The following is a 24,208-nucleotide window of genomic DNA, read 5'->3' as shown; positions in this document are numbered from 1 at the left end:
AACAGCATGATAGAGCGTGGCATACTGTGCTCGACGAACCAGCTTTTGAGAGTCTAGTCGAATTATTAGAGTCTACGCCGCACTTTGTCATTGATACCGAAACCACTAGCGTCCATTGGCGTCAAGCACAAATCGTCGGTTTGTCTTTTGCGGTACAAGCGCATGAAGCCTATTACATACCACTGACACATGCGCTAGAGGGTGACGAGCTGACGACTAAACAGCTCGACCGTGATAGCGTTTTAACACGTTTAAAACCTATTTTAGAAAACCCAAATATCGGTAAAATCGGTCAGCATTTAAAGTACGACGCCCATATTCTCAGCCATTATGATATCGATTTATTGGGTAATATTCATGCTCGTCCCAATAATTGGGCGATGGATACCATGCTTGCCAGCTACGTGATTAATGCCGCTATCACTCGTCATGGCATGGATGATTTGGCACGCCATTATCTACAAACCCAAACCATCAGCTATGAAGATGTCGCTGGTAAAGGCGCTAAGCAAGTCACCTTTGATCAAGTCGCCATCGATATCGCTAGCGACTATGCTTGTGAAGATGCTGACATTACTTATCAGCTATTTGAGGTGTTCAGCGTTGAGCTAGCCAATGATGACAATAATACCAAATTGCTCAATGAGCTAGAAATCCCAACCGCCGAAATCCTCTGTCAAATGGAAGCAAACGGCATTTTAATCAAACGCCCATTTTTAAACGAGTTATCAAAGCGCTTCGATGAAGAAATTATCGCGCTAGAAAAACGCGCTTATGAAGTGGCAGGAGAAGAGTTTAACCTCGGCTCACCTAAGCAGCTCGGTGAGATGCTATTTGAAAAACTCGGCGTTCCGGGTGGCAAAAAAACCAAATCGGGTCAATACTCTACTGGTGAAGCCGTACTGTCAAAAATCGATCATCCATTGGTCGATATCACCTTAGAGTATCGCGGGCTGTCTAAGCTCAAAAGCACTTATACTGATGCACTCGATAATGTCGCAGATAGCGAAACTGATCGCGTACATACCAGCTATCATCAAGCACTGACCAGTACTGGGCGTTTGTCTTCGACTGATCCCAATTTACAAAATATTCCGATTCGTACTGCGACTGGTCGCTTGATTCGCCAAGCCTTTATCGCCCCAGAAGGTCGCGTTATTTTAGCGGCGGATTATTCACAAATTGAATTGCGTCTCATGGCATATTTCTCAGGCGATAAAAACTTAACTGACGCCTTTAATGAAGGGTTAGATATTCACGCTGCGACTGCTGCTGAAGTACTTGGCAAGGATGTTGCCGACGTAACCTCGACCGAGCGCCGTAATGCCAAAGCCATTAACTTTGGTCTGCTATATGGCATGAGCGCCTTTGGACTTGCCAAGCAACTACAAATGAGTCGCAATGAGGCACAAGATTATATCGATATGTATTTTGATCGCTATCCGGGTGTCAAAAACTATATGATCAATACTCGCGCCAGTGCTCATGAGCAAGGCTATGTCGAGACGATATTGGGTCGTAAGCTTTACACGCCTGATATCACTCATAGCAACCGCATGGTCAAACAAGGCGCTGAACGTGCTGCGATTAATGCGCCACTGCAAGGCTCAGCCGCTGATCTGATTAAGCTTGCCATGATTGCCGTCGATAAAGTACTGCCAAAAGCGCACGCCAAAATGCTGCTACAAGTCCATGATGAATTGGTATTTGAAGTTGATGCTGATAAGGTCGATGAAATTAGTCAACTAATTACCGAGGCGATGCAAGATGTATTAAAAACAACGGCTGTCGAAAAGGGCTGGAACGTGAATTTTGCCGTGCCTTTATTGGTTGAGACGGGTGCTGGCGAGAATTGGGATGAGGCGCATTAAGCGTTTTTGTAGAATAAAACAGCTCAAGACCTAACGTTTTTATTTTATAGGATATGGGCTGTTCTTTAGATTGCCCATATCATACCCAATCGATAGTATCTAATTCGTAGGAGCTGACGTTGATGACTAAGGATTCCGTTATCAAACAATTATTGACCACACTCATCCTAGCTTTTAGCTTGTCTTTAAGCAATTACGTAATAGCATGCGGATTATTGCCAGGATATAAGTTGTCGAAGGGAGTAAGTTGGGGTGAGCTATGTGACTTCAATGAAGGTTTAGCAAGTGCTCAGAAAGATGGGAAATATGGTTTTATTGATAAACAAGCCAATATCATCGTTCCATTCAGTTATAACTTTACTGCTGAGTTTTCTGAAGGACTCGCCATCGTTAAAAAAAATGAACATCATGGATACATCAACAAAAAAAACCAAGTCATTATTCCGATAATATATGATGATGTCAGACCTTTTTCTGAAGGTAAGGCGGCTGTTGAGTACGAGGGTAAATGGGGTGTTATTAATGATACTGGCGAACTTACTATTCCATATCAGTTTGAAGAAATCAGGTATTTCTCAGAAGGACTAGCACCTGTAAGAAAGGATGAACTGTGGGGTTATATTAATAGCAGTGGAAAGACTGTTGTACCCTTAAACTATCTGAATGCTGATTCATTTCATAATGGCTTGGCAGTCGTGGCAAAAGAGAATGGTTATGGCATGATAAATAAAGATAATAAAATAATCGTCCCTACGGAGTATGACATACCTATTTTTATTGATAATTATTACATAGATACTTTTAAGTTTTTAAAAGGCAATAGTTTTTATTATTTTGATTCAAATGGTGATCGCTTAGCTGTTAGCAGCTATCTTGACACGATGCCTGAAGTGATACTCGATAGACAAAGATAAATACAGTAACCGCTAAAGATAATAAGAATTTTTCATCTTAACTTTTATCATCTGGCAAGTTAAACGTCTGTGTCTGCTCGTTGAACTCTACAATAAAGCTATCTGTACCTTTATCCAGACTAGAGGGTATTGGCTCGTAGTTGTTATCATAAAGACCGTGTTCGTAATCGACAGTGACTTTTAAGGGATAAAAGCCTTGAGTCATAACCCCACCTGTATTGATACTAACATCACTTTCAGCCTCACCATATGACGGTTTACTCATAAGCTCATACGAATAATCTAAATCCAATCTTGCCACTTCTTCGACTTTACCACTTGTCATAGCAGCGTACATACTCCAAGAACAATTGGTTTGACCGCCTGCACCGGAGCCACAAAACTTACCTACCCAACCGTACCTATCAGCACCCACTTCTCTTAAATCAAAATCTTTGAGCTGACTTCTACCCGCTCCGCCATTTTTTATATAAGGACTGCTTGCAGAGACGACCCAAGAATTGCCTAATTTATAAAGTATGAATAATCCGCCAAGTCCTGGTGTCACTCGTGCACCATCTTCCACCGTATCACCAGAAACCAATACATATAAAGTATCTACTCCCTCGATGTTTTTAAATTCATAATGCTTAGGAGCAAGGCAATAGATTTCTGAGCCGTCGTCATATAAGGTACAACCACGCAACTTATCATAGCTTGAACTGTAATAAACACTCATAATTTTTTCGACAGCTTGTCTGACATCAAGAGATATTTCAGCATGTGCTGAAGGCAAGACCATCAGAAACAAGCTTACAATGATTAAAACTTTCATATAATAGCGCCTCTATATGTATGTGCTTAACGACCTATGGCATAATACTTTTGTTTGTCCTTTTTAGCTACCCAAAGTAATTGAAGCTCTCCATGATTAAACCAGCAAATCTCAACACCATTACCCTTTACACACTTGCCAGCTTAAGTTTATGCACACAAGCATGGGCGGATACTACGCCCACCACAGAGCCGAAAGTCGAACCGCTAAAATCTGACACAGCTTCGTTATCTCATGACGCTAACTCTAATCGAGATGAAAACCTCAATCAATTTGGCTATCTACCTCAATCTACCGAGCAGTCTGCTCCATCAGTACAAGGAGCACAAAACTGGACGGACGAACGCCGTGAAGATGTCCAAGAACAGCTGCATGAATGGGCACACAAAATGGACGGTTGGTTCGGCGAACCGGATCCCAAAAAACCCGCCAAAGCCAGTTTACGAGTTGTACTAGATACCCGCTGGGTCAACGATCCACAATCAGGCAGTGACGTGAGCGTTGAACCTAGAATTCGCGGCCGCTTACGATTGCCAGTGTTAGAAAAAAGATTAAGTCTGATTATCGGTGATGAGGATTTGGATGAAGATACTTTCTTAAAACAGAATGTGACGGGCGATACTTACCAAGCAAGTACCAATAACCAAGACGGACTCGTCAACAGGAGAAAAACGCGAGAAGACAATGGTTCTATCGCCCTTCGTTGGTCACGTTTTAGTCATGAGGTTGAGCAGCAGTTAGGGGTGAAGACAGATGTCGATGTCGGGGTTCGCTCGCTCGATGACCTATACTTAAAAGTGAGCGTCGATAAAGACTGGTATGAAAGCAAAAAATGGACTGTCACTAGTGATAGTTACTATCGTTATGGACTCGATAGTGAGCACTATGCAAAAGGCGGACTAAATCTGCAATATGGTACAAATGCTGACCGGTTCATCAATAACCGCACCGCCATTCGTTATCGCAATCAAGACGATGAAGAACGCACAGACTGGAGTAACGAACTCAGACAAGTACACTATTTTGGCAACGAAAAACAGCTGGCTTATGGTATCTCTACGGGCGGTTACTTTGACGATGATAAATCAACATTAAACAGCTATGGCCCTGCTATAAGCTACCGCCAGCCTGTCTGGCGAGAGTGGCTTTATGTACAAACAGAGCTAAATTATTATAATGATAAAACAGCAAATAAGGACCATTACCCATCAGCATTATTGCGGATGGAAGCGTTATTTTAACCCTGCCATCTATTGAATTGGTTGTATCATCATAGGTATAAATAGCCGATAGCAATGTGCACAAAAAAGAGCATTTGTTTGCTTGTATTAACAATGACATATGACTCATTAGTTATATTAAATAACGTTATAGCGCTGACATTGGCGTTATAATAGCGGTCTAAAGTGAGCCTTTGTGCTCACTTTTTTTATTTTAAAAAATCAGGAGGTTTTTATTTTGAGTTCAGATGGTATCATCGAAATCCCTGGCATTATTATTTTATTCGCCTGTCTGCTACGTTGCGTGCAGTATTTACGACAGAGCTCTGCCCCAAATACTTTTAAACAGATTCGAGCTTTTTGGTTGGCAGCGGTGCTGGTATTCTTTGCTGTGATACGCCGTGAGTTAAATTATCTACCAGACTTATTGGTTCCCACTGACTTTGTGTTGTTCAGCCATTCTTATGACTGGTGGGAAGACCTCGTTCTGACCATCGTTTATGTGCTGATCGTTGGTTTATTGGCTTATTCATGGCGTTATCTTTGGGCAATATTAAAAAAAGTACCCGTTTCTTTGTATTTTAGCGTCGCCGCCTTGGCATTATTAGAATATATGGGCGAAAACGCCATTATGATTCCCGAAGCTTTGGGCGTCATTACAGAAGAGCTGTCAGAGACTGCTATTTATGGCATTGCCTTGATTTATTTGTGGCGCTTAAACTTAAACGAGTACGACTGTCAAGTAGAAGAGACGAGCGAGCTGCATTGTCAAACGGCTTCACACTAACGCAGAGTGTCTCTGCTAACAGTGATAAATACTCGTTATATTAATTACCATGCGCTCTAAATCAATAGTTATACTCTCTAGCAAAATACATTTAGACGAATTTGTTATACTACAGTCGGTTCAATTTAAAAATAGTACAAGGCAACCGAGTGTAGATGTATATTTAATACCTCAAGCGAGGCTAACGCAGTAATATTATTATAGTGGAATGACTATAATAATAAGTCCGAGGGATAAGCATCCTAATATACGACCTCGATTTACTCATGATTAATAACGATTAAGTCACTTATTATGAATATATTGATTACAGGCGCATCACGTGGTATCGGCTTGGCCACCGCCAAAAAGCTGGCGGAAAAAGGCCACAATATTGGGTTATTTGCGACCAATACTGCCACACTTGAAAGCGCCATTAAAGACAAATCTTTTAAGAAAGCCGTCAAACAACAGCGTGTTATCACAGGTCAGCTGGATGTCACCCAGCCTGACTCGTGGGACAATGCGATCAATCAAATGATTGAACATTTCGGTGGTATTGATGCACTCATTAATAATGCTGGGGTGCTAGTCAGTGGCGCATTACCAACGACCAACTTGGATGAGCAGCTGGCTTTAATTGACGTCAACTGTAAAGGTGTTTTGATTGGCTGTCATAAACTGGCACCTTATCTGGCTGATAGCAAAGACGGCAAAATTATCAATGTGTCCTCTGCTTCTGCTATCTATGGTCAACCCGAAGTTGCGACTTATGCGGCCAGTAAGTTTTTTGTGCGAGGTCTCACAGAAGGCCTTAATATTGAGTACGAAAAATTGGGTATCAAGGTGATCGATGTGATGCCGCTGTGGGTCAAATCTGACATGACTGCCGATATCGAAGTGACCAGTATGGATCGCTTGGGCATCCATCTAACGGTCAACGATGTCGCCAAAACATTGTGTAAATTGACGACCAGTCCCAATCGTAAACTCAAAAGTACGCATTACTCTGTGGGCATGCCAGCAAAACTCTTTCAAGCAGTCTCGCAAGTCACGCCAGATTCTGTAATCCGCTGGGTCAATACCAAGGTTGGTGCGTAATAACAACATCACCTATTCGTTATACTGTTATTAACCGGTAACGCTTATTTAATATAAAGCCACATTTACGGCTGCTCAATATGAGTGGCCGTTTTGCTTGCCTCACGAATTTTTATGGCTTGCTCAGCGCTCTTATCAATAAAAACATTATTTTTAATAACCGTCCCTTTTATCGCCCCTGCTGCGCTGTCTTCCCGAATTTCAGAACCGACATAAATGGGCAAACGCACATTCGCTGCAAACTTATTGCCAGCTATTAGCGTGCCGTCATCCTCTACGATGATGCCCTGCTCGACTTGCTCAAATCGATTATCGATGATCTGATTGTCCTTAGCACTGTCTAAATGATAGCTGGCAAATGGCGTTTGCTTAAGCAAATAAGCGCCGCATTCAAAACCTTTGAGATTGCGTGACTGTCTTGACGCTACCCAAACCCCGACTGGCTCGTCGTTAAAAGTATTGCCACGAATCACATTGTCACGGCTCGACTCGGTACGCTTAAAATGATTGCCCCGCGTACTGTCATCGGCATGCTCAAAGCAATTGCGATACAGCAATATACTGCCTGCCCCATTATGGATAAATTGATTGTTTTCGATACGGTTATTACTCGACGAATCAACTGCTATCGCCTCACGATTGGGCTTAAAGGTACGGAAACCATTACCGACAAACACCGAATTTTTAATCACGTTATCGCGGCTACCAAATTCCAGATATAATCCAACGGTGCCTGCATTTTGAATACGTACTTTATCAAAGCTCACGCCATGCACATGATCACCGACGAACATGCCACTATTGATACTGTTTTGACTACTCACATTAATCACACGAATATCGCTTGGTGCAAGCGCGCGATTGGCAGCAGGGTCTATCAAGCCGCGCGCATAACGCTGGTTGGGCTGGCTATATTGGCGAATATGTAGCGCATGACCATAGCCATCCACATGACAATTGGCAACGGTAATATCTTCGATAGCGCTATCTGTTTTGGGCTTAATCATAATTGCGCTGGCCGTTGACGCATCATCAGCGCGAGTACTGAGTAGTGCGCCCTGACAGTCGAGAGAGCTGTGCGAATCATTCAACTCAAAGCGTATCGACTTGGCTGTTAAATCACAGCTTGCACTGAGTACGCTGTGACCTTTTACCTTAACTATTTGCTTCGGCGTTAATTGTGCGCAGTCTATGGCTGTCGTGTCTTTTGGCAGTTTGGCATCGATAATTAACGGCTGTTTTAAATCAGCATTATCCAAGCTGCTATGGGCGCTGCTACCAGAAAAAGGTACACCTTCACAAGCAGTCAAACCTATTGTGGCACTGATTAAGGATATTGTGACGAACAACCTACTACTTGATACCATCGTATATTTCCTATTTTTATGTCTATCTTGTACTTGTCTTACATTTTTTGAACATCCTGTGACACCTTACTACTATTAGCAAGCGTCATAACACGTCACAATGTTTTTAATAAACAATGCTTTTAATAAATGAATCTTAATAAATAAAATCAGCCACATCCATTAATAATAACTATCAATAATAAGGAAACCATGATGGACCATTCAAAAAGCCCATTACCAGAAGCAATGGATCACATTGAAGGTGATACGGACGTCAATAATAACAGCCAAGAAATTGATTTGGCTGACCCTATGTTGCATACCATTGATAATGATGATGTCATTGACAATAGCGCAGGATTCGACAACTCGCAAGCTGGAAGTGATGCAATTCAAGGGCTAACCCCTATCCATCATCAAAATATAGACGAATCGCGAATCGATGAAGTATTAGTGGACGATAATTTGGATGACAGCGATTATCCAGATATTATCGATATCGCTGATAGAGACGCGGCGGAACGTAGCAGTGACGACGACTTTTAACCAAGCTCTTTCATGATAAAAAAGCTCTCTCATAACAAAAAAGCACGCCCGTTATATCGAGCGTGCTTTTTTATTGTGCTTACCGTACTTCTGATATCAGGGTCTGTTGAGCAACCAACTATAGCGCTGACAATGGCTGATCTGTCCAAACATCTCGGTAACTGGTGTAGTAGGTAATCATACCTATTGGAAGCAGTGCTAATATACCTAGCCCTAGTGTAAAAACTACCATCAATATCATTATTATAGGAGCAATCAACCAAAAAACGAAAAATGGTAAGATATTTTTTAAACACCCTTTAAAACTCATTTTCATTGCCTGAACAGGCTCAATGTTGTGAAGCACAATTAAAGCAGGTGCAAACCAGATAGCCATAAGTACAGGAAATAATAGTACAAAAACCAATAAAACACTCAATACCATACCTGCAATCGCAACGTCACTTGACTCCTGAGCTAAAGACAAAGCCATACCACCGAATATAATCAGCATAGGTATCATTGCAACAATAACAGCCACTAAATACAAGACGAATAAAATAACTAATGGCTTGAGATGCGTATAAAAGGCTGAAAAAAGATGGTCAAATCTCAGCTCGTTGCCTACAGCTTGATCGGCACAACCTTTTATTATTCCACCAACAAAAACAAAGGAAAGAAAGGGGAAAATGAAATTTATCACGGGTACGCTACTACCAATCATAGCAATGATTAAATAAACAACACCAATAGCTAACCATAATAAAAATTGATCTTTAAATATTGCAAATGCTTTGGTAATCCAACTTATACCCCATCCTGCTTGGCACATTCGAGGTTCTACCAATAACTGCGGTAATAGGCCGCCATACTCGTCAGTGGGCGGTAAGTTCGGTGGCTGACCATCTGATTTTTGTAATGACACATTGGCGTATGGACTATTAGGGTTGGACATGTTTATCCTCAAAAATAAAGTTAAGCAAACGTAAAATTAACAATGACAATAAAACAAAAGTTTATTTGGCATAGTCTTACATATCAGTCACCAAAAATCCCAACTTTATTCTATTTTAATAAAATTCATTAAAATCATTTAGTCAAAAAAATACCGAACATCATGTCCGGTATTTTTTATGATTTACAAATATAGTCAATCAAGCCCAACCATCTAGCGTTCCCGCCCAGCCTTTAACCAATGGCGCACTGAGCGCTTCGAGCAAATCAATGTGCGCCTCATCCAAGTTCAATGCAGGAATATAGTGATATTCTTGTCCGCCCGCGTGAAGAAAGTTTTCACGATTTTCTATGGCCAGCTCTTCTAGCGTTTCCAGACAGTCAGCAGAAAAAGCCGGACTAATGACTTGTACCGAGCGCACACCTGACTTGCCCCACTCTTCTAATACCACGTCGGTGTAGGGCTTGACCCATTCTTGCTTACCAAAGCGTGATTGAAAACTGATAATCCATTCGTCATCCTTTAGACCAAGCGCGTGAGCTACTTGTGCGGCAGTACATTTACAACGCTTAGGATACGGATCGCCTTTATCAGCATAAGGCTGCGGGATACCGTGGAAGCTAAACATCAGCTTGTCAGGCTTGCCATGCTCTGCTTGAAAGCGGCGAATTGAATCAGCCAATGCTTTGATGTACAGCGGATGCGCAAAGTAATCTTTGACAATAGTATAGTTCGGCAAATTACGCTGCTTGAGCGTCCACTTCGTCAGTGCATCGTAAACAGCACCACCAGAGGAAGCGGAATACTGTGGAAATAATGGCAAGATAACAAAGTGATCAACGCCTTCACCGCGCAAGGTATCCATCACATCTGGCAAACCAGGATTGCCATAGCTCATCGCCGGATGGACAGAAACCCGAAATGGTGCGGCACTATTTGCAAGCCGTGGTTCCAATAGCTCCACTTGGCTCTTTAGTATCTTACGAATCGGTGAGTCGCCTTCCCAAATACTGGCATAGGCTTTTGCCACACGTTTAGGGCGGCTTGGCAATACAAATAAATTGAGAATAATCGCCCACAAGAATTTAGGAATCTCGATGACACGGGGGTCAGACAAAAACTGTTTTAAGTAACGACGTACGGCAGGCGCTGTTGGCTCATCTGGCGTACCTAGGTTCACTAATAGGACGGCAATACGGGGAGGCAGTTCAGGTTTCATAGCAGCACTATTTTATTATTAGGTTAATTAAAGAAGAATATGCGATAAAAGATTATTAAGTCATGATTGATTAAATGCTTTATTAGTGTAGCATTTTATCCATTAATAACGCATGGTAAAAGCACCCTTATACAATTTGATACTTAGTTGCTATTTATTGATAGTCATCAATCATTGATTCACCCTAACCCTTCTCTACCTACCACCCATCGTCCCTAAAAACTATGCTTAAAAGACTATGCTCAAAAGACTCGCTCGACGGTTGTACTCCTACGCGCATCACCATACAATAGGCAAGCACATTGTAAGAAAAACATTTAGAAAACAATGTCGGCAAAGCAGTATTGGCAACACTGCCTATCGACAGTTTGCCCTTTTTATTTTATTGATGATTGTTGTCTTGCGAGGTAGCTTTGAACGCACGCCCTAATAATACCAGTGACCAGTCCCCAACAGATACGCTTCATTCGGCGAGCTTAGTTAATCCCATGGACTCAGTAGGTTCAGTCGGCATTATCACGCCTCAGATTTTTCATTTCGCTGAGCCGTTGACGTTAGAATGTAATCGTACTTTGCCATCGTTTGATTTAATCATCGAAACTTATGGCACGCTAAATAGTGATAAATCAAACGCGGTACTCATTTGCCACGCCCTATCCGGCAGTCATCACGCGGCAGGTTTTCATAGTGCTGATGATAAAAAGGCTGGCTGGTGGGACAATATGATTGGCCCTAATAAAGCCATCGATACCAATCGTTTTTATGTCGTATGTGTCAACAACATCGGCAGCTGTTTCGGCTCTACCGGTCCAACGACCATTAATCCTGACAGTATCGATTCAGACCAGAATAATGTAAACAAAGACAGTTTAAACAAAAACAATCCAGCCAGTGAACCGCAAGTTTATGGTCCTGACTTTCCGCTCGTCACTATTAAGGACTGGGTAAAAACCCAAGCGATGCTCTCAGATCGCCTCGGTATTGACGTTTGGCATGCCATTGTTGGTGGCTCAATGGGTGGTATGCAGGCGCTGCAATGGTCAGTTGATTATCCAAATCGATTAAAACGCTGCGTGGTCATTGCCAGCACGCCAAAGCTCTCAGCACAAAACATTGCCTTTAATGAGGTTGCTCGTCAGTCTATATTGTCTGACCCTGACTTTAAAGATGGTCGCTATTTGCAAGCAGGCACTTACCCTCGTCGCGGTCTGATATTGGCGCGCATGGTTGGTCATATTACCTACTTGACCGATGACGCGATGAAGGCAAAGTTTGGTCGTGATTTAAAATCTGGCAAATTTATGTATGGCTACGATGTTGAGTTCCAAGTGGAAAGCTATCTACGCTATCAAGGCGAGCGCTTTAGCGAAAATTTCGATGCCAATACTTATTTGCTCATGACCAAAGCTTTAGATTATTTTGATCCAACACGTGATTATCCATCAGCCATGGCAACAGATTCGACAGAATCAGCAGCACAACTTGAGGACTCAATCGCCACATCAGTGGAATCTAGTAAACAAAGCACGCAACCTGCCTTAGAAGGTACAGTGGCAACGATAGATGAGAGTGAACAGAATCGTCAGCAAGAGCTGTCTGCGCTCAAAGCCGCCTTTGCCCATACGCAATGCCAATACCTAGTGGTCTCATTTACTACGGATTGGCGCTTTGCGCCAGAGCGCTCACAAGAGATTGTCGATGCGCTGATGGCTACTGGCAAACCAGTTAGCTACATCAATGTTGATGCGCCGCATGGTCATGATTCTTTCTTATTTGATATTCCCCGTTATATGGGTGCCGTCCGAGGATTTTTGACTGCGCCATTTATCACCGACATCAAATCAAAACAGCCAGCAAAAAGCACAAATCAAAGCAGCCAGCAAAAATCAGGAGCACGCTCATGAGAATGGATCATCAACTGGCTGAGCGCTGGATTGCGCCGCACTCACATGTACTGGACTTGGGCTGCGGCAATGGTGAGCTACTCGCGCATTTACAACAAAATCGCGGCGTCACTGGCTACGGACTTGAGATTGACGAAGAAAAAATCAACGATGGTATCGCCAAAGGCTTATCTATCATCGAGCAAGACTTGAATGATGGTCTAGCACGTTTCGCTGATAACAGTTTTGACACCGTCGTCATGGCACGAGCGCTGCAAGCGGTCAAATCGCCTGATGTGCTCTTACTTGACATGCTACGTGTTGCCCGCGAAGCCGTTATCACCTTCCCCAATTTTGCCCATTGGCAAAACCGCATTCATTTAGGGCTTAAAGGGATGATGCCTGTCTCAGAGGCATTGCCTTATGAGTGGTATAACACCCCAAACATTCATCTGTGTACGTTTAAGGATTTTGAGCAGCTTTGTGCCCAGCATGATATTCATATCGTCAACCGCTTTGCCGTCAGCGATTCTGAAAAAGGTCATACGCCACTTATGAAAGCATTGATACGCCAAGCACCCAACCTATTGGCAGACGTCGCTATCTATCGTGTCACCAAACAAAAACCTGAATAATAGATTTATCTACTTGAGGCGTGTCTTCATTTTAAAAATGGTGATAAAAATGAGATAAATTGCTGTCAAATAAGGAAAGTAGCGCAAATAATATCGAGATATTGCTAAGCTATTTGACGATATTTGGCAAAATTTAACCATTTTTTGCCCATTTAGAGGATAATCGATTGAATTGAGGACATGCCTTAGGCATTGGTTCAAAGCGGTAGCACGGCTCATAAATACAAATTTCAACCTTAATGACTGGTGAATTTATTCTTACGCTTAAGTAACTCTATGATTTTATTGAGGACAATGAGGTATGAATACGCATTAAATCATGTAATTAGTATTTGAGTTTCGTAAGTTTGGGTGTTAAGCTAGCAAAATAGTGTCAATCGCACCCTGATTCTGACCGTTTATCGGTTCGATTAAAGGAATTTGCCACACCACATCGATTAATTATATTGCTAATGATTAGGTAAGTTGGTATCGCAAGATTTCACCTAATTGTTATCGCCGTCTAGACCCTTTTAGCGGTGCAACTTTTTTTGCTTATTAACTGCCTAATTTTGGAGCTGCTATGAAATTATTAAAAGCTGCGTTGTTTACTGCCTTATTTTCTTGTGCAGGTCTAGCAAACGCTGAATTAATATCAAACGTGCCACTTGATACGTCACGTTTTGAGCTAATGCCAGTTAGTGAGCTGTCTAACCGCGCTGCCCAAGGTAACGATCACGCTCAGTTTTATTTAGCCAAGCGCTTACAGAAAGGCGAAGGCATTGCAAAGAATACCCAACAAGCTATTCAGTGGTATACCAAAGCGGCTCAGCAAGGCGTTGCCCCTGCCCAGTTGAATCTTGCCATAATGTATCTACGCGGTGAAGGCGTACAACCTAATCTACAGCAAGCACGCGGCTGGTTAGAAAAAGCCGCTATGCGTGGCGATAACCGTGCCAGTTATACCCTTGCATTGCTCGATGAAAAGCAAAAAAATCTCGTCGATGCTTATAAATGGTACGATTTGGCCGCCCGTGATGGTATGCTTGATGAAAAAGTACGTAATAAAGCACGCGGTAAAATCGGTCAGTTGGCATTGAACTTATCAAGCTCAGATATCGCTAGCGCCCGCAGCAAAGCGGATACTTGGTTCCAGAGTAAGTAAACCAGTTAATAAAATTTGAGACAATAAAGACCCAGCGTAACTGCTGGGTTTTTTATTATCTATAATATCAGCTTAGGTTGACTTATCATGAGACAACGTTTACTAGTTACAGCTTAATTTTAAATCAATGACTAAAGGAGAATTTGGTGGCAGAACACTTAAAAGAGATAGGCGAAGAACCGTTAGAAGGGATAGGCGGTTGGCTGTGGTTGGTCGCTCTTGGGATAGTAGCTTCACCTTTACGAATCATCTTTCTTATTTTTCCACTTTATTCTGAAATATTCAAAGATGGTTCTTGGGAGATATTGACCTCATCAGGAACCGAAGCGTATCATCCTATGTGGGCGCCAATCATATTAGCAGAAATGACTATTAATGGTGCATTAGTGCTCACATGGATATTTGTTGGATTCTTATTCTTCTTGAAGAAGGCTGTCTTTCCAAAGTTCTATATCGGCATTCTACTGTTTACTCTCGTATTCATCATTATCGATGCGATGGCGGTTAAAATTATTTTCCCTAATGATCCTATTTTCGATCCTGATACGACTAAAGAGCTGGTTCGAACGCTTGTCGCTTGTCTTATATGGATACCCTACATTCTTATTTCGAAGCGAGTACAAGCTACTTTTGTGAAAGAACTGTGATGACTACAATTACCTATTTTTTGTTTTAACTGTAGAGATTTCAATCCATGAGAGGTTTTTCGTACACTATATCTTCATATTGCGAACATTATGGGTATGAGTTATGTTCAAAAACTCTGCAAAATTTGCTACACTACCTCCGCATTAGCTAATCCCACAATCATGCTAGTGTTATATTTAATCTACATACCTAACCCAACGCACTAGGTTTGCGACCTAGCCAGCAGGAGAAAAATATGAGTACCATTCAAGACCATAATACAGCTAGCAATATCCAAAACAGCACTGTCACCGACAACAAATCAGCCCCAGCCTACGATAGCGTCACCAATAACATCGTCGTTGCCGCTCTATATAAGTTCACGCGTTTTGCTGACTTTGAGCAATACCGCGAGCCAATTTTAAATAATATGCTCGATAATGATGTCAAAGGCACGTTATTGATTGCCAATGAAGGCATTAATGGTACGATTTCTGGCACACGCCAAGGTATTGATAACGTCCTTGAGTATCTGCGCAGTATCGAAGCGATTGGCAGCTTTACCTTTAAAGAATCTTATACCGATGCTCAGCCTTTTTATCGTACCAAAGTGAAGCTCAAAAAAGAAATCGTTACCATGGGCGTTGAAAATATCGACCCATTGCAATCAGTTGGACGCTATGTAAAACCAAGCGAATGGAATGCGTTAATCTCAGACCCTGATGTCATCTTGATTGATACGCGTAATGATTATGAAGTTAAAATCGGTACGTTCCAAAATGCCGTCAATCCAAATACTGAAACGTTCCGCGAGTTCCCAGAGTACGTCGCAAAAGAGATGGATCCAGCCAAACATAAAAAAGTCGCGATGTTCTGTACCGGTGGTATACGCTGTGAGAAATCTACTGCTTATATGCGTGAGCAAGGCTTTGAAGAGGTGTATCATTTAGAAGGTGGTATCTTAAAATATCTAGAAGAAATTCCAGCCAGCGACTCTATGTGGCAAGGCGATTGCTTCGTTTTTGATAACCGCGTGTCGGTCAATCATAACTTAGAAAAAGGCAACTATGAGCAATGCTTCGCCTGCCGTATGCCCATTACTGTCGATGACATGCAAAGCCTTGCTTATATCAAAGGCGAGTCTTGCCCACACTGCATTGATAAAGCGACCGACGAGCAAAAAGCACGCTTTCGTGAGCGCGAGCATCAAATGCAGCTGGCGAAGAAACGTGGCGAAGCGCATATTGGTAGTGATGTGATTGATGTGATTGAGAAACGCAAAGCCGCTAAAATTGAAGCACGTCGTCAAGCAGAGGAAGCCAATAAAGCTAACGCTGAATAAGTTTAAGATGGATAAAAGCAAAAAGGACGCCCCAATCAAATATTTGATTGGGGCGTCCTTTTTGCTTTATTAGTACTAACTTATGACTTATTGAGTACGTAATGTGGCTTAGCTACCGCGGTAAGTGCTATAGCCGTATGGAGACAAAGTAATTGGCACATGGTAATGGTTATCGCCTTCGATATTAAAATTGACTTCAACATATGGATAGAAAGACTCTAGACCTTGATTTCGGAAATAAGGAGTCGTCTCGAAAATCAACTTATAAGTACCGTCATGCTCAACACCGTCTTGATTCGGTAAGAAGTTGCCGATACGACCATTATTATCAGTCTTTTGCGCATTAAGCAATTTCCAGCTACCAGTTTTCTCTTGCATCATCAGTTTTACATTGACGTTTGGTGCTGGTTTGCCCGTACTAATATCTAAGATATGACTAGATAATTGATATTTATCTTGATCACCAGCAGCATGGCTAGCCGTTGCAGTCATGGCTAATACGCTACCAAATGCAGCTGCCTTGAGTAAGTTGTTTTTCATGAATCATCCTATTCAGTCAATTGTATGTGTTAAATGAATCATCTTCTTCAGCAAGCTATTTACCATTTTTAAGTATAGTCAGTCTATAATAAAAGAGATACAGCCCATATCCTGAAACAGTTTTGGTAAATTATTCTCCATCCACCCTTGGCGTAGAAACTTAGCCTGTGCCCACTTTTTCTCGATAGGGTTTAGATCAGGGCTGTACGGCGGCAGCCAAAGAATACGATGCCCGTGCCTGTTTAGTAGCTTTTGAATACGTTTGCTTTTATGAAATCTAGCATTATCCATAACTATAACGCATTTAGTCTTAAGGCTTGGGATTAGTGTTTGTTTGCACCATTGGTAGAATATGCTGCTATTAATATTTTTCTCAAAGTAATCAAGCGCAAACAGCATTTTTTCATACAGAGCACCGATGACGTTAGTACGCTTTTTTGCTTGCCAGTTGTAGCGATCAATACAAGGTTTGCCAATTGGTGCATAGCCATAAGGGCGAATAGTTTCGGCCTCAAAGCCACTTTCGTCCATATACACAATGGGATAGCCTTGCTGCTTAAAGCTATCAAGCTTACTCTGATATATCGCTCTTTTTATTGGACACACTTTTGGATGTTCTAAGGTCTTTTTTTTGACTGATACCAAGGCGCTTCAAGGCAATCTCAATACCCGATTTACTGCAGCCTAGACGCTGTGCTCGCTCGTACATATAATCATCTGGATGTTGAGCGACGTCTTTGAGAAGAGCCTCATTCGGTATTTTACTGGGTGGCTTATCCCGAGTTTTCTTAATACTTGGGTTTTTTAACCAACGCTGTAGTGCTGTTTTGCTAACATTATAGAAAATACAAGCTTGACGAATACTCATGTCTTTGTTTTGGACACTTTTGATCACTTGCGCTCGAAAGTCTGCTGAATAGGTCATGTATTCTTCTGCCGTGTCGCTTATTTTAAAAGTATTGTATCTTATTTATAAAAGACTAACTATATGCCTGTCCGCAGAAAATAACCGTGATTTACCTCGAAAACATAATCAATCATGTTGTTCATTAAAAATATATTTATCATTATAGGCTTAATGTACTGGTGTAGTTTAGATTGTTAATAAGACCGTATAATTAAGATAATATTAACTTATATAAAAATGAGTATAGTGAATGTAAAACTTACATTCGCTATAATTTGTGTTACTCATAAATAAAAAGCATCAATGCCATGATTGAACATTGCAATTGCTTGATTTAAGACAAAAAAATAGCAGACTATCTTACTGATGGTCTGCTATTGCTATACTAAAAATTATGTTTGCATGCAAATATTATTTAAAACAAAATACGCACGCGAATCGTCTCTTCTACATCTTTTAATTGGTCTAGTGCAGCGGTCGAATCGTTATAATCGACATCCATCACTAGATAACCAACATCACCTTCTGTCATCAGGCTCTGCGCTAGGATGTTGATGCCAGCTTCAGCAAATAAGCGGTTAATCTGAGAAAGTACGCCTGGCACGTTTTTGTGAATGTGTAGTAGACGATGCGAGTTTTCTTTGAACGGGATAGAAACTTCTGGGAAGTTCACAGCAGTCGCCGTATCACCTTGGTCAGAGTATCTAACAAACTTATCTGCTACTTCCAGTCCGATATTGGCCTGTGCTTCTTGTGTTGAACCACCGATATGCGGCGTCAAAATCACATTATCAAACTTACGTAGTGGTGACTCAAACTCTTCGTCAGCTGATTTTGGCTCTTTTGGGAATACATCGATAGCCGCGCCCAAGATTTTACCAGACTCAAGCGCATCTGCTAGATCATCAATCTCGACGCACGTACCACGAGCCGCATTGATAAAGTAGCTGCCTTCTTTCATCTGAGCGAACTGCTCAGCTTTCATCATATAGCGAGTGCTTGGCACATCAGGTACATGCAATGTCACGATATCAGCCGTTGATAGTAACTCTTCTAGGCTACCAACTTGTACCGCGTTGCCTAGTGGCAATTTGGTCACAGCATCATGATAGATGACTTTCATACCGAAGCTTTCTGCTAAGACAGACAGCTGCGAACCGATAGAGCCATAACCGACGATACCGATAGTCTTGCCACGCACTTCGTGTGAGTTGGTCGCAGACTTACCCCAGCCGCCGCGATGTACGGTTGCATTCTTTTCAGGAATACCGCGGTACAGCATGATGGCTTCGGCCAATACTAGCTCAGCTACCGAACGAGTGTTCGAGAATGGCGCGTTAAAGACAGGGATACCAAGATCACGAGCGGCGTCTAGATCTACTTGATTGGTACCAATACAAAAGCAACCAATGCCGATAAGCTTGTGTGCGTGCTCAAGTACTTCACGCGTCAACTGAGTGCGCGAACGAATACCGATAAAGTGCGCATCTTTGATCTTTTCGATCAGCTCGTCTTGATCTAAAGCGTGACTGATATTCTCGATGTTGTGGTAACCAGCTCCTTCCAATACTTTTAGGGCATTGTCATGTAGACCTTCAAGCAATAAAAACCGGATTTTGTCTTTTTGTAGTGATAACGCCATATGAGAACTGTCCTATAATTGTTTTATAAGATTACCTGTTGGATAATCTATGATGGATGAAACGAAAACAGTCCCGATATCTTACACAAAATTTGAGGTCGATGTTAGCAGATTAGATGAATTATTGGTTATCAAGCCTGAAAAAATTTTATGCTATAGTGAATTATTCTGTTTGAAACCGATCGAATCAATTATTTATTACTTACCTCTTCTTATAGGTAAAAATTATCACCCACTTATTAACTCTACGAGCTGACTCATCACTGAATTTATAGTTATTTCGCTATATAATAAACAGTCCCAGCATCGTGCTTACGCCAATATTGAGATTTGACCATGACGCCAACTACCGCTCAGCCCACATCCGAAACCAATGCCGTGCAAACCATCCTGAGCACGCTCACTGATACCCATAGTTTCGACCCGACCCAAATCAAAACTGATGCTGAGAGTTTAGAGCATTGGGGTAAAGACTGGACCAAGCACTTTGCCCCTGCTGCCTCTGCCATCGTCTTTCCAAAGACCACTGAACAAGTACAGACTATCGTACTGCTGGCCAATGAGCACAACGTCGTCCTCACCCCAAGTGGCGGTCGTACAGGCCTGTCTGCTGGTGCCGTGGCTGCTAATGGCGAGATAGTCGTTAGTATGGATAAAATGAACCAGATTGGACAGTTCTATCCTGCCGATCGAATAGTTGAAGTCGAAGCAGGTGTCATCACGCAGCAGTTGCAAGCATTCGCAGAGTCTAAAGACTTGTACTACCCTGTTGACTTTGCCTCAGCTGGCTCAAGTCAAATCGGTGGCAATATTGGCACCAATGCAGGCGGTATCAAAGTCATACGCTATGGCATGACTCGTCAATGGATTATGGGGCTGACAGTGGTCACTGGTAAAGGCGATATCTTGCAGCTCAACCGCGGTATGGTCAAAAACGCCACTGGTTATGACTTGCGTCAATTGTTTATCGGTAGCGAAGGCACACTTGGGCTTGTGACCCATGCACAAGTTAAGCTTGAGCGTCAGCCGCAAGACTTAAATGTCATGGTACTGGGCATGGACAGCTTTAATGATGTCATGAATGTGCTATCAGCCTTCCAAGCGAAGATTGACTTGACCGCGTTTGAATTCTTTGATGATGTGGCGATTGATAAGTTGATGGCACATGGTCAAGTACAAGAGCCATTTGAGTCGCGCACCAAGTTCTATACGCTATTAGAGTTTGAAGCACCATACGAGCCTATCATGGATAAAGCCATGGCGATATTTGAGCATTGTATGGAGCAAGGCTGGGTCGTCGATGGTGTCATGAGCCAGAGCTTGGCACAGGCTGAAGAGCTGTGGAAATTGCGCGAATACATTTCTGAGACCATCTCAGTATTTACGCCTTATAAAAACGATGTATCTGTACTGATAAGCTATGTCCCTGAGTTTATCACCGAGATTGATCACATCGTCAGCAGTAACTACCCTGACTTTGAGGTTTGCTGGTTCGGTCATATCGGTGATGGTAACTTGCATCTTAATATTCTAAAGCCTGAAAACATGAGTAAAGATGATTTCTTTGCAGAGTGTCAAATCGTCAACAAACACGTTTTTGAGACGGTACAGAAGTATGGCGGTTCGGTTTCGGCTGAACATGGCGTCGGTATGACTAAAAAGCCGTATCTACATTATAGCCGCAGTGAGACTGAGATTGAGTACTTACGAGAGGTGAAAAAAGTCTTTGATCCAAATAATATTATGAACCGTGGCAAGATTTTTGATATGTAAGTGCTTATTCAATGATTAAGCTCATAATTAAAATGGCATAAAAAATGACGCTAAACGTGATGGTTTAGCGTCTTTTTTTGGCTTATCAAAGCGATTATTTATAAAAATAACAACACTAGCGCTACCACTAATAACACACTTAAAAAACCTTGAACGATTAAAAATGCTTGGTGCGGGGCGGCGATATGACGAAACATATTGCCCAGTGCATTATAGGTAATACCAGCCGCTTTGATATGTGGCGGCGTATCAAAGGTTTTGATGATTTGTAAAAAATTCTCGGTACGATCAGGCGACCAATTATGCGGCGCAAATGGCAAATATGGCGATAACTGTGCGGCTTGCTTTTTGCTCGCTGGTGACCATAGCCAACGCTCTAAAAATAATAAGCGCATACGCCAATCCGCAAAACGGCGATGTTCTATCGTCTGCAACAGCAATATTTCAGTATTCTTATGGCGCTTATCCGCAAATATGCGTTGCTTTAAGGAAAATACGTGTGCTTTCTCACCTTCGATGCATTGCAAAAAATGACCACTACCATAACATAGAGTACCTGTAATGCCATGCTGTTGATTATAGTTACGCGCATGACATTCTACTTCATCAAATATAGAGGCGCTTAAACGTGAAACAAGCGTCAAACTACTAACATACACCAATTGAACCAGCGCTGAGTCTTCTATCTCATCCCAGCTACTGACTCTATTGTTGTGACTTGAGGGCATAATAAAACAATCCTAAAAAGCCGATTAAATACGGCTAAACAAAACAAACACAACGACGCCCCAATAAAAAAAGACAGCGACTCACAAAAACGTAGCAAATAGTTACCACGTTAAACTGTCATTACTTGAGTAGCTTGTTATGATAACGAGCAAAACAAATAGACCAAAACCAAATAGATCAAAACTAGGCGCTCTAAGATATGATATTTAAAAATAATGTTAAGCTAACAAAATATCTGTACTGACACCCTCAGGTTAGAAGCTGTACCAAACACTTGGCTTGTATTAACCCCAACGACTGTTTGTGAACATTATGAAAAATTTTATAGTTACTTTAAAATGATATGAGGTCCGAAAAAACACGTCAGTAATGCCAAAGCTGACAGAAGTCATAAGATAAATCATCTTCATAACTTATTGTAAATACAATGATAATTGATTGTAACGGTAATATTTTATGATTGGAATATTTTTATCACTTTTTTTACACAAAAAATTGCCAACTGAATTGTGGCAACGCATGCTATTTGATATCACTAAAATTAATAAAGATCTAAAACAGGAACATTATGAGCAAAATAGAAAAACTAGACGACTTTCATCTAACCATCGCTGAAATCAAGAAAAAAGACTATCCACAATTAAAAGCATTAATGGATCGTGTCTATGTCAACTTAGGCGGTGCATGGTCAAAGAACACTATTAATACCTTAATCGATGCCTTCCCTGAAGGTCAGATCGCTTTATTTGATCATGATCAATTGATTGGTATCGTGTTATCTATGCGTGTTGATTATGCCACGTTTTCTAACCCGCACACCTACGACGACTTGATTGGTCATAAAGAGATTATCAGAGACAACCCTGAAGGCGATGCTATTTACGGTTTAGATGCGCTGATCGACCCTGAATACCGTGGTTATCGCCTAGGACGTCGATTGTATGATGCCCGTAAAGAGCTGTGTCGCCAGTTAAACTTCCGAGCTATTTTGGCTGGTGGTCGTATCCCGAACTATCATAACCATCAAGATCTCACACCTGGCGAATATATTGAAGCCGTCGCGGCTCGTGAAATTCATGATTCTGCATTGTCTTTCCAACTCTCAAATGGCTTTATCGTCAAGCGTATCTTAACGGCTTATTTGCCTGATGATAAACAATCTAAAGGTTTTGCTACTCTACTTGAGTGGGCAAATATTTATTACGAGCCGCAAGACTATAAGCCAAACACTCGTAAGTCTGAGGTGCGTATTGGTGGCATCCAGTGGCAAATGCGTGAAGTCGAGTCACCTGAAGAGCTGCTGCAGCAAGTCGAGTTCTTTGTCGATATTATGGCTGATTACAATTCTGACTTTGCTTGTTTACCAGAGTTCTTTAACGCACCGTTGATGGGTCTGTGTGAATCGACGGATCAAAACGTCGCTATTCGATTTTTAGCTGGTTATACAGAATGGTTTAAAAATGAGATATCGCATTTAGCGGTCAGCTACAACGTCAACGTCATTACAGGCTCGATGCCGTACTTGGACGAGGACGATACGTTATATAATGTCAGTTACTTGTGCCGCCGCGATGGTACGGTCGAAGAGCAGCGAAAAATCCATATTACCCCGCATGAGCGTAGCGCTTGGGTCATCGAAGGCGGTGACGAGGTTAAGGTGTTTGATACCGATGCCGGTCGTATTGGTATTTTGGTCTGTTATGACGTTGAATTCCCTGAGCTTGCCCGCCTCATGGCACTTGATGATATGGACATCTTGTTCGTCCCATTTTGGACTGATACGCAAAACGGCTATCTACGCGTGCGCCACTGCGCCCAAGCACGTGCAATTGAAAACGAATGCTATGTGATGATTTGTGGTTCGGTTGGTAACTTACCACAGGTTGAAAGTCTCGATATTCAATACGCCCAGTCTTCTATCTTCTCGCCATCAGATTTTGCTTTCCCGCATGATGCGATTATGGCAGAAACCACCGCCAACACTGAGATGGTATTCTTCTCAGATGTGAACTTAGACAAGCTTATTCATGTCCGTAACGAAGGCTCGGTACATAATCTGCTTGATCGCCGTGATGACTTGTATAGTTTAAAATGGAAGAGAAAATCTAAAGTATCAGCCAGTAAGCTAAGCGATGATGAGCGCCTCGAAAACTCTGGTAGTGTCTTGCTTGGTGATCCATTACAAAACCGTGCGCAAAAACCTTAATCAGTCACTTTAAAATACCAACACTGAACACGGTTTAATAAAGTTT

21 protein-coding genes and 1 pseudogene are annotated in these 24,208 nt (G+C 41.9%); 13 read left to right on the top strand and 9 right to left on the bottom strand.

The features are described from left to right. Together polA and I3257_RS04015 are read left to right on the top strand one after the other, a co-directional pair. The coding region (polA, locus tag I3257_RS04020) for a DNA polymerase I (RefSeq protein ID WP_238048888.1) at nucleotides 1-1,871 on the top strand (1,871 nt) is incomplete at its 5' end. A 122-nt stretch (nucleotides 1,872-1,993) separates the two neighbouring features. Continuing rightward, nucleotides 1,994-2,785 (top strand): WG repeat-containing protein, encoded by a 792-nt coding sequence (locus I3257_RS04015; RefSeq protein WP_238048887.1) that lies wholly within the window; start codon nucleotides 1,994-1,996, stop codon nucleotides 2,783-2,785. Nucleotides 2,786-2,822: 37 nt separating this feature from the next. Here I3257_RS04015 and I3257_RS04010 read toward each other — a convergent pair whose 3' ends face one another. Next, the gene (locus I3257_RS04010) at nucleotides 2,823-3,599 is read right to left on the bottom strand and encodes a hypothetical protein (RefSeq protein WP_238048886.1); all 777 of its coding nucleotides are present in this window, start codon (nucleotides 3,597-3,599) and stop codon (nucleotides 2,823-2,825) included. Nucleotides 3,600-3,691: 92 nt separating this feature from the next. Here I3257_RS04010 and I3257_RS04005 point away from each other — a divergent pair, with 92 nt between their 5' ends. From I3257_RS04005 to I3257_RS03995, 3 genes are all read left to right on the top strand, one after another. Next, nucleotides 3,692-4,840 (top strand): hypothetical protein, encoded by a 1,149-nt coding sequence (locus I3257_RS04005; RefSeq protein WP_238048885.1) that lies wholly within the window; start codon nucleotides 3,692-3,694, stop codon nucleotides 4,838-4,840. 217 nt (nucleotides 4,841-5,057) lie between these two features. Further along, nucleotides 5,058-5,606, top strand: a complete 549-nt coding sequence (locus I3257_RS04000) for a hypothetical protein (RefSeq protein ID WP_227675941.1) — start codon at nucleotides 5,058-5,060, stop codon at nucleotides 5,604-5,606. A 294-nt stretch (nucleotides 5,607-5,900) separates the two neighbouring features. Beyond that, a complete protein-coding gene (locus I3257_RS03995) occupies nucleotides 5,901-6,686 on the top strand; it encodes an SDR family NAD(P)-dependent oxidoreductase (RefSeq protein WP_060490453.1) in 786 nt (261 codons plus the stop codon). 65 nt (nucleotides 6,687-6,751) lie between these two features. Here the strand turns inward: I3257_RS03995 and I3257_RS03990 are convergent, their stop codons facing one another. After that, nucleotides 6,752-8,053 carry a right-handed parallel beta-helix repeat-containing protein gene (locus I3257_RS03990; protein ID WP_238048884.1) on the bottom strand — a complete coding sequence of 434 codons (1,302 nt, stop codon included), beginning with the start codon at nucleotides 8,051-8,053 and terminating at the stop codon, nucleotides 6,752-6,754. Between the two features lie 195 nt (nucleotides 8,054-8,248). On the opposite strand from I3257_RS03990, the gene I3257_RS03985 reads away from it, so the two are divergent. After that, nucleotides 8,249-8,581, top strand: a complete 333-nt coding sequence (locus I3257_RS03985) for a hypothetical protein (protein WP_238048883.1) — start codon at nucleotides 8,249-8,251, stop codon at nucleotides 8,579-8,581. Between the two features lie 118 nt (nucleotides 8,582-8,699). On the opposite strand, the gene I3257_RS03980 is transcribed toward I3257_RS03985, so the two are convergent. Both I3257_RS03980 and hemH read right to left on the bottom strand, forming a co-directional pair. After that, entirely contained in the window at nucleotides 8,700-9,515 is an 816-nt protein-coding gene (locus I3257_RS03980) for a BPSS1780 family membrane protein (protein WP_201559988.1), read from the bottom strand. Nucleotides 9,516-9,714: 199 nt separating this feature from the next. After that, entirely contained in the window at nucleotides 9,715-10,734 is a 1,020-nt protein-coding gene (hemH, locus tag I3257_RS03975) for a ferrochelatase (RefSeq protein ID WP_201559989.1), read from the bottom strand. Between the two features lie 488 nt (nucleotides 10,735-11,222). Here hemH and I3257_RS03970 point away from each other — a divergent pair, with 488 nt between their 5' ends. From I3257_RS03970 to I3257_RS03950, 5 genes are all read left to right on the top strand, one after another. Beyond that, nucleotides 11,223-12,638 carry a homoserine O-acetyltransferase gene (locus tag I3257_RS03970; RefSeq protein WP_238048890.1) on the top strand — a complete coding sequence of 472 codons (1,416 nt, stop codon included), beginning with the start codon at nucleotides 11,223-11,225 and terminating at the stop codon, nucleotides 12,636-12,638. Further along, entirely contained in the window at nucleotides 12,635-13,252 is a 618-nt protein-coding gene (gene metW / locus I3257_RS03965) for a methionine biosynthesis protein MetW (RefSeq protein ID WP_045443684.1), read from the top strand. Before I3257_RS03970 ends, metW begins: the two co-directional genes overlap by 4 nt. A 562-nt stretch (nucleotides 13,253-13,814) precedes the next feature. Beyond that, a complete protein-coding gene (locus I3257_RS03960; RefSeq protein WP_238048882.1) occupies nucleotides 13,815-14,396 on the top strand; it encodes a tetratricopeptide repeat protein in 582 nt (193 codons plus the stop codon). Between the two features lie 146 nt (nucleotides 14,397-14,542). Continuing rightward, nucleotides 14,543-15,043 (top strand): DUF2569 domain-containing protein, encoded by a 501-nt coding sequence (locus I3257_RS03955; protein WP_238048881.1) that lies wholly within the window; start codon nucleotides 14,543-14,545, stop codon nucleotides 15,041-15,043. A 236-nt stretch (nucleotides 15,044-15,279) separates the two neighbouring features. Further along, on the top strand, nucleotides 15,280-16,365 hold the full coding sequence (locus I3257_RS03950) for a rhodanese-related sulfurtransferase (protein ID WP_238048880.1): 1,086 nt from the start codon (nucleotides 15,280-15,282) through the stop codon (nucleotides 16,363-16,365). Between the two features lie 108 nt (nucleotides 16,366-16,473). Here I3257_RS03950 and uraH read toward each other — a convergent pair whose 3' ends face one another. From uraH to serA, 4 genes and pseudogenes are all read right to left on the bottom strand, one after another. Then, a complete protein-coding gene (gene uraH / locus I3257_RS03945) occupies nucleotides 16,474-16,905 on the bottom strand; it encodes a hydroxyisourate hydrolase (protein WP_201539760.1) in 432 nt (143 codons plus the stop codon). A gap of 159 nt (nucleotides 16,906-17,064) precedes the next feature. Further along, nucleotides 17,065-17,511, bottom strand: a pseudogene (locus tag I3257_RS03940) (IS630 family transposase); the annotation flags it as partial. Beyond that, nucleotides 17,477-17,830 carry an IS630 transposase-related protein gene (locus tag I3257_RS03935; protein WP_087816314.1) on the bottom strand — a complete coding sequence of 118 codons (354 nt, stop codon included), beginning with the start codon at nucleotides 17,828-17,830 and terminating at the stop codon, nucleotides 17,477-17,479. The gene I3257_RS03935 and the pseudogene I3257_RS03940, both read right to left, overlap by 35 nt. Nucleotides 17,831-18,227: 397 nt before the next feature. Then, nucleotides 18,228-19,454: a phosphoglycerate dehydrogenase gene (gene serA, locus I3257_RS03930; RefSeq protein WP_057758460.1), complete on the bottom strand. Its 1,227-nt coding sequence runs from the start codon at nucleotides 19,452-19,454 to the stop codon at nucleotides 18,228-18,230. A gap of 336 nt (nucleotides 19,455-19,790) precedes the next feature. On the opposite strand from serA, the gene I3257_RS03925 reads away from it, so the two are divergent. Further along, complete coding sequence (locus I3257_RS03925; RefSeq protein WP_238048879.1) at nucleotides 19,791-21,227, top strand: FAD-binding oxidoreductase; 1,437 nt, start codon at nucleotides 19,791-19,793, stop codon at nucleotides 21,225-21,227. Nucleotides 21,228-21,325: 98 nt separating this feature from the next. On the opposite strand, the gene I3257_RS03920 is transcribed toward I3257_RS03925, so the two are convergent. Further along, entirely contained in the window at nucleotides 21,326-21,955 is a 630-nt protein-coding gene (locus tag I3257_RS03920) for a BLUF domain-containing protein (RefSeq protein ID WP_238048878.1), read from the bottom strand. 569 nt (nucleotides 21,956-22,524) lie between these two features. On the opposite strand from I3257_RS03920, the gene I3257_RS03915 reads away from it, so the two are divergent. Beyond that, nucleotides 22,525-24,162, top strand: a complete 1,638-nt coding sequence (locus I3257_RS03915; RefSeq protein ID WP_045453728.1) for a bifunctional GNAT family N-acetyltransferase/carbon-nitrogen hydrolase family protein — start codon at nucleotides 22,525-22,527, stop codon at nucleotides 24,160-24,162. The last annotated feature ends 46 nt before the right edge of the window (nucleotides 24,163-24,208 follow it).

The sequence above is a fragment of the Psychrobacter sp. Ps7 genome (genome assembly GCF_022129225.1).
Taxonomy (GTDB): Bacteria; Pseudomonadota; Gammaproteobacteria; order Pseudomonadales; family Moraxellaceae; genus Psychrobacter; species Psychrobacter immobilis_A.
This window is presented reverse-complemented; position numbering and strand designations above follow the sequence as displayed.